This is a genomic window from Oleiphilus sp. HI0117, from assembly GCF_001635235.1.
On sequence record NZ_LWGA01001246.1, the window covers coordinates 1 to 5331 of the forward strand.

The 5331-nt window shown below is 44.7% G+C and carries 8 protein-coding genes; 6 read left to right on the forward strand and 2 right to left on the reverse strand.

The genetic code is table 11. The annotated features are described in order from the left end of the window. Window positions 1-107 precede the first annotated feature (107 nt). The 6 genes from A3757_RS21650 to A3757_RS21675 are packed head-to-tail and all read left to right on the forward strand — an operon-like array spanning window position 108 to window position 4545. Complete coding sequence (locus A3757_RS21650; RefSeq protein ID WP_068514308.1) at window positions 108-1940, forward strand: nitric oxide reductase activation protein NorD; 1833 nt, start codon at window positions 108-110, stop codon at window positions 1938-1940. Between the two features lie 36 nt (window positions 1941-1976). Continuing rightward, window positions 1977-2747: a CbbQ/NirQ/NorQ/GpvN family protein gene (locus tag A3757_RS21655; RefSeq protein WP_156490492.1), complete on the forward strand. Its 771-nt coding sequence runs from the start codon at window positions 1977-1979 to the stop codon at window positions 2745-2747. Window positions 2748-2768: 21 nt separating this feature from the next. Beyond that, window positions 2769-3350 carry a cytochrome c oxidase subunit 3 family protein gene (locus tag A3757_RS21660; protein ID WP_068514311.1) on the forward strand — a complete coding sequence of 194 codons (582 nt, stop codon included), beginning with the start codon at window positions 2769-2771 and terminating at the stop codon, window positions 3348-3350. Between the two features lie 2 nt (window positions 3351-3352). Next, a complete protein-coding gene (locus tag A3757_RS21665; RefSeq protein ID WP_068514314.1) occupies window positions 3353-3652 on the forward strand; it encodes a cytochrome C oxidase subunit IV family protein in 300 nt (99 codons plus the stop codon). Window positions 3653-3674: 22 nt separating this feature from the next. After that, a complete protein-coding gene (locus A3757_RS21670; protein WP_068514317.1) occupies window positions 3675-4265 on the forward strand; it encodes a cytochrome c oxidase subunit 3 family protein in 591 nt (196 codons plus the stop codon). 13 nt (window positions 4266-4278) lie between these two features. Beyond that, window positions 4279-4545 (forward strand): cytochrome C oxidase subunit IV family protein, encoded by a 267-nt coding sequence (locus A3757_RS21675; protein ID WP_068514321.1) that lies wholly within the window; start codon window positions 4279-4281, stop codon window positions 4543-4545. 31 nt (window positions 4546-4576) lie between these two features. On the opposite strand, the gene A3757_RS21680 is transcribed toward A3757_RS21675, so the two are convergent. Next, the gene (locus A3757_RS21680; protein WP_068514324.1) at window positions 4577-4759 is read right to left on the reverse strand and encodes a hypothetical protein; all 183 of its coding nucleotides are present in this window, start codon (window positions 4757-4759) and stop codon (window positions 4577-4579) included. Between the two features lie 174 nt (window positions 4760-4933). After that, complete coding sequence (locus A3757_RS21685) at window positions 4934-5182, reverse strand: hypothetical protein (protein ID WP_068509369.1); 249 nt, start codon at window positions 5180-5182, stop codon at window positions 4934-4936. Window positions 5183-5331: the final 149 nt, after the last annotated feature.

The following is a 5331-nucleotide window of genomic DNA, read 5'->3' on the forward strand; positions in this document are numbered from 1 at the left end:
TTAGGAATAAGCTTAGCCAGCTATATTGACCCCACTTAGGTGCAGTCAGATATTTGGGCTGCACCTTACTCCATAACCATAATCTATGATGTTTAATCAGGTGTTAGATGGAAGAGTTAGTTGGTGAATTTTGGCATCGATTTGTTACGCGACAAGCTTCAACTGAGTTTGAAGATGCGCGCGTAGATTTAGTCGAATTGAGTGCTCAGTTAGCACCCTTTTACCGTGCTCTCGGCGGAAGCCCAGGCAAAGTGATAGAAGGTGCAATGGGACGCGAGCTGAAATTTCGTCGTAGACTGATTCAACGTATGGCGGGGACGCATAAGCGAAGTGAATTGGCATGGCAGGATGAACGTAGTCTGCGTTTGCCAACATCACATGCCTTATTTGAAGACAAAGCTTTAAACGAAGATTTATATTTCTGGTTGACGGCCTTGGCCGCTCAACTACCGAAAGTGACGCACTGGTTTACCGATAACCAGCAAGCGACGCTAGAGATCCTAAAGTCAAAACCGGGGTTAAGAGAGCGGTATTTCCGCCTTGTCGACGCGGTTTTGCCTTTGCGACCTCCTTTGGAAAAATTACAGGGTGAAAGACTTGATCGCGAGCTTGCGATACATCAAGCACTAAAAGACCCAGGGAGCGTCGAAACACTCCCGAAAGCGCCGGGCGACCCTTTCCCGATTAGCCTATGGCTCTACCCAGAACCGATTCATGGGGTTAGTGTTGCACCGATTGAAGAAGATGAAGAAGAGCTGCCAGCTGAAAGCAGCGGTGCCCAGACTGAGAAAGTTCGTGGCCCGCGTAAAGATGCTCAGCGCACCGATGATGCCAAGAAGACCGATGGCTTATTAATCTTTATGCTCGATAGCTTATTCAGCTGGACGGAGCATGTTGATCTAGACAGACCTCAGGAAGAGGATGTAGACGATGATGCCAGTTCCGTTGCAGAAGATCTGGATATTATTACGCTTTCTCGTAAGCGCCGGGCTGGCGCAGCTAAGATCAAGTTCGACCTGGATTTACCCGCCCCGCATAACGATGATTTAGCCATTGGTGATGGCATACGCCTTCGTGAATGGGATTACAGAAAGTCTGTCTATATTGAAGACTTTTGTTTATTGCAGCCCATGCTAGCGGATGACGCCGAGCCAAGTGGCGTTCCTGGTCACTTAACTAAAACTGCAAACCAGCTCAGGCATCGATTCAGCGCTTTGAAATTTCAACAGCATTGGCTTCGCCGTCAGCCTTTAGGTAGCGAGCTGGATCTGGATGCCTGTATCGAATCTATTGTTGAGCCTGATACTAATACAGGCAATGACAACTTTTATAAGCACCGTAAAGAAAGCCAACGAGATATTTCCTGCTTGTTATTAGCGGATTTATCTATGTCGACTGATTCGGGAATCAACTCAAATCAGCGTGTGATAGATATTATTCGAGATAGTATCACCTTGTTTGCCGAAGCCTTGAGCAGTGCAGGGGACCCTTTTGCAATCTATGGATTTTCCTCCATCAAGAACAAACAAGTTCGATATAACCTGTTAAAAAACTTCTCTGAACCTTATGGCGATGCCGCACGTGGCCGAATTCTTGAAATCAAGCCGGGATTTTATACGCGAATGGGCGCAGGTATTCGTCAATCAACTGAAGTGTTAAAAACACAAGCAACTCAAAAGCGCCTCATGTTGATTGTTTCAGACGGCAAGCCAAATGATATTGATCACTACGAAGGCCGTTACGGAGTAGAGGATACTCGTAAGGCGGTTCAGGAGGCCAAGCAGCAGGGCTTGCAACCATTTTGTATTACCATCGATGAAGATGGAAACGATTATTTACCTTACCTTTTTGGTGATCATGGTTATGCAGTGATTAGTGATACTGCGCGTTTACCTGCATTGCTGCCAAAAATTTACTTGAACCTTACAGGTCTATCGTAAGACGACAAGGGTCAAGCTTTTTAAATGGAGAACGACATGCCAACGAATTATCTAGCGCAGGGAAATGAAGTTGTTATCTTCGAGCACGCCGCCAACAATAATTTGCCGGTTTTGATTAAGGGACCTACAGGTTGTGGTAAAACCCGATTTGTTGAGCACATGGCCAAGAAACTTGATCGGCCTTTATACACGATTGCCTGTCATGATGATCTAAGCGCAACAGACTTGGTAGGTCGACACTTAATTGGCAAAGACGGAACCTATTGGCAGGATGGCCCGCTTACCAGGGCGGTGCGAGAAGGCGGTATTTGTTATTTAGATGAAGTCATTGAAGCACGGAAAGATACTACGGTTGTGCTTCACCCACTGTCTGACCACCGTCGCGTTTTACCTGTAGAGCGTACGGGCGAAGAAATTATTGCTCATCCTGACTTTATGTTGGTGATCTCTTATAACCCTGGCTACCAGAACGTAATGAAGGGGCTGAAGCCAAGTACCCGCCAACGCTTTGTTGCGATGGAGTTTGAATACCCCTTGGCAGAACGGGAAACGGTAATCATCTGTCAGGAATCCAATATCGACAAAGATACCGCCAAGAAGCTGGTTAGCCTGGGTGGGGATTTACGTCGCCTAAAAGACTATGACTTGGAAGAAGCGGCATCGACCAGGCTGCTGATTTATACCGCCAAGATGATTAAGTCAGGGCTGAATGCTCGCGAGGCGTGTTTATCGTGCTTGGCTCAACCTTTAACCGACGAGACCGAAACTCTGGCTGCCATTGAACTCTTGGTCATGACCTATTTCTAGGGCGCTAGCGAAAATAAACCTATGAGCATTGAGCAGGAAGTAAGTGCAGGGAAACATGTTCCCGGTGATATCGCTATATGGGTTCTGGTCTTTGCAGAGTTATTTGAATTTGGCTTGTTCTTTATCCTCTATATCGTTGCCAAAGTTCATAACCCGGAGCTATTCAAAACCGGCCCCTTAAGTCTTAATACCAGCGCCGGTATTTTGAATACCTTTATTTTACTGACGAGTAGTTACTTTATTGCCCGTTCAGTAAGAGCGATTCGCCTTGATAAAGCGCAAGAGAGCCGACGTTGGATATGGCTAACCTTAGCGTGCGCAGTGGGATACTGCCTAGTGAAAGCTTGGGAGTATAAATTTAATGAGCTTAACGGCATTGGAGTCGAAACTAATCTCTACTTTAGCGTTTATTACTACCTGACCTTCAATCATCTGCTGCATGTGTTTTTTGGGATGGCTGGTTTGCTGTGGGTACTAACCAGGTCTTACTTTGGGGCGTATTCTGCTAAGCAATATGCGGGTTTGGAGGCAGGTGCGTGTTACTGGCACATGGTTGATTTAGCCTGGATTATTATTTTTCCACTGATCTATGTGATGAGATAGCGATGATTCTACCTCTACCAAGCAAAAGGCACTTACTGCGAATTTGGCTGGCTTTACTGGCTTTGACCTTACTAAGCGTATTGACTGCTGAAACAGCGGACTTCGGTCAAATATCAGTGGTAATTGTCTGTGTTATTGTCACATTAAAAGGGCGGTTGGTGATCGATGAGTTCATTGGTTTGCGTCATGCACACCCGAAAATCAGGAAGGTCATGCTGGGGTACTTTTACTTGATCCCTACTTTAATTGTTTTGGGAGTGATATTTCCGGGAGTGATCATTTCACTCACCTCCTTAAACTAGTCTTTAAGTAAAGAGAGCTTTAATGACTAAAGTCTGTATAAATTCAGAGCCAGAAAAGTCATCGTCCCTACCGGGCGACTTTGCCATTTGGATTTTTATCCTTGCAGAGCTGGGCGTATTTTCGATCTTGTTCATCGCCTATGCCTTTGCTCGAGTATTCAACCTGGAGATGTTCGCTGAGGGGCATCAACACCTTAACCAGCTAGCAGGCATGATTAATACGATTGCCCTAATCACAAGTAGCTATTTTGTCGTCAGGGCTGTTATTGCAATTAAAGAAGGCAAGTCAAACGTCTGCTCTAGATGGATTAACTGGGCACTCCTTGCTGCCTTAGTCTATGTAGGCGTGAAGATGTGGGAGTATACCGAGACCATCGGTGCAGGATATTCTTTGCATACCAATACCTTCTACATGTTTTACTTTTTGCTGACCTTCTTCCACTTCGCCCATGTGCTCTTAGGTATGGTGATTCTGATTGTGGTATCGAAGAAGGCGAAAAACGGAGACTATAGCTCAGAAGATCACACGGGTGTAGAGACCGGTGCTTCATACTGGCATATGGTGGATTTGCTTTGGATTATTTTATTCCCACTCGTTTATGTGATTCATTAAGGAGTCAGAATCAATGAATGACATTAAAAGGGTAACGCTGGTATGGGGAGTGCTGACGCTTATTACGATCCTCGCCTCTTTGATTGGTAGTTCAGAACAAACAGGTGTGTGGATAGTTTTGGGCTCTATTCTTATGTTGATATTAAAAGGACAGCTAGTCGTCGATCACTTTATGGGGATGCGTGAAGTAATCAAACAATGGCGCTTGATTATGTCAGCGTACTGCATAGTGATCGGAGCGTTTGTCTTTTTAGCGTATTGTCTGAGTATATTTTTATAGTGAAAGTGCCCCTTGGGGCTCTTTCACTACTCTACTGCTCTGTTTCACAATAATGCGCACATAGTTTCTTGAATAAGGGTAGTGATAACAAGCCCAAACCGCCTAGCGCATACATATACATCGCTAAGTATTTGGTAAAGTTGTCGCCATCCAGTCCAACAACGGCTGCAAAGATGATCATTAGCGTCGATACAATGATTATAAATTTACTCATAATGTCCTCCTTGTCTCTCGGAAGCTTAAGAGAGCAATTGGCTCTACTTTCTCATTAAATAGTTTCTATAAGAATAGTTAGAGATTTTGATCTGATCAAATAAGAAAGGGGCGAATTTTTGAGCCCAGAGCTGAAAGGTACGCTGTGATTTTCGCGGCTAAGGCTACCGAGGCTTTACTCAGCGCCAGGGGCTGGGCGTGGAAGGTCAGTACGTGCAACTTTTGTGTCAGCCATTTCTTTCAATACGAATCCGCTCGTAAAAAAGAAAAAGGATGAGGAAGCAAAACTCGCTTTATAGACCTTAGACAAATCACCAAAGAAAATCAGTAGAATCAGAACACAAATCACTGCAGATACGAAACAAAAAAGGCTAGAGATTCTGGATGTTCTTCTTAGAAAACCCATTTTATCTTGATCTGGCATAAGCGTCTCGTAGCGGTAAAAATATGAATAGACATGGACTAAGTTAAAGGCCCAAATATACGCGGCTTGAGCAGAAAAATATATCTTAGCTAGCTTATTGTGGGGTAGGCTTGATCTCAATCAATATCGAATGTTTACTTCAAAGCGCT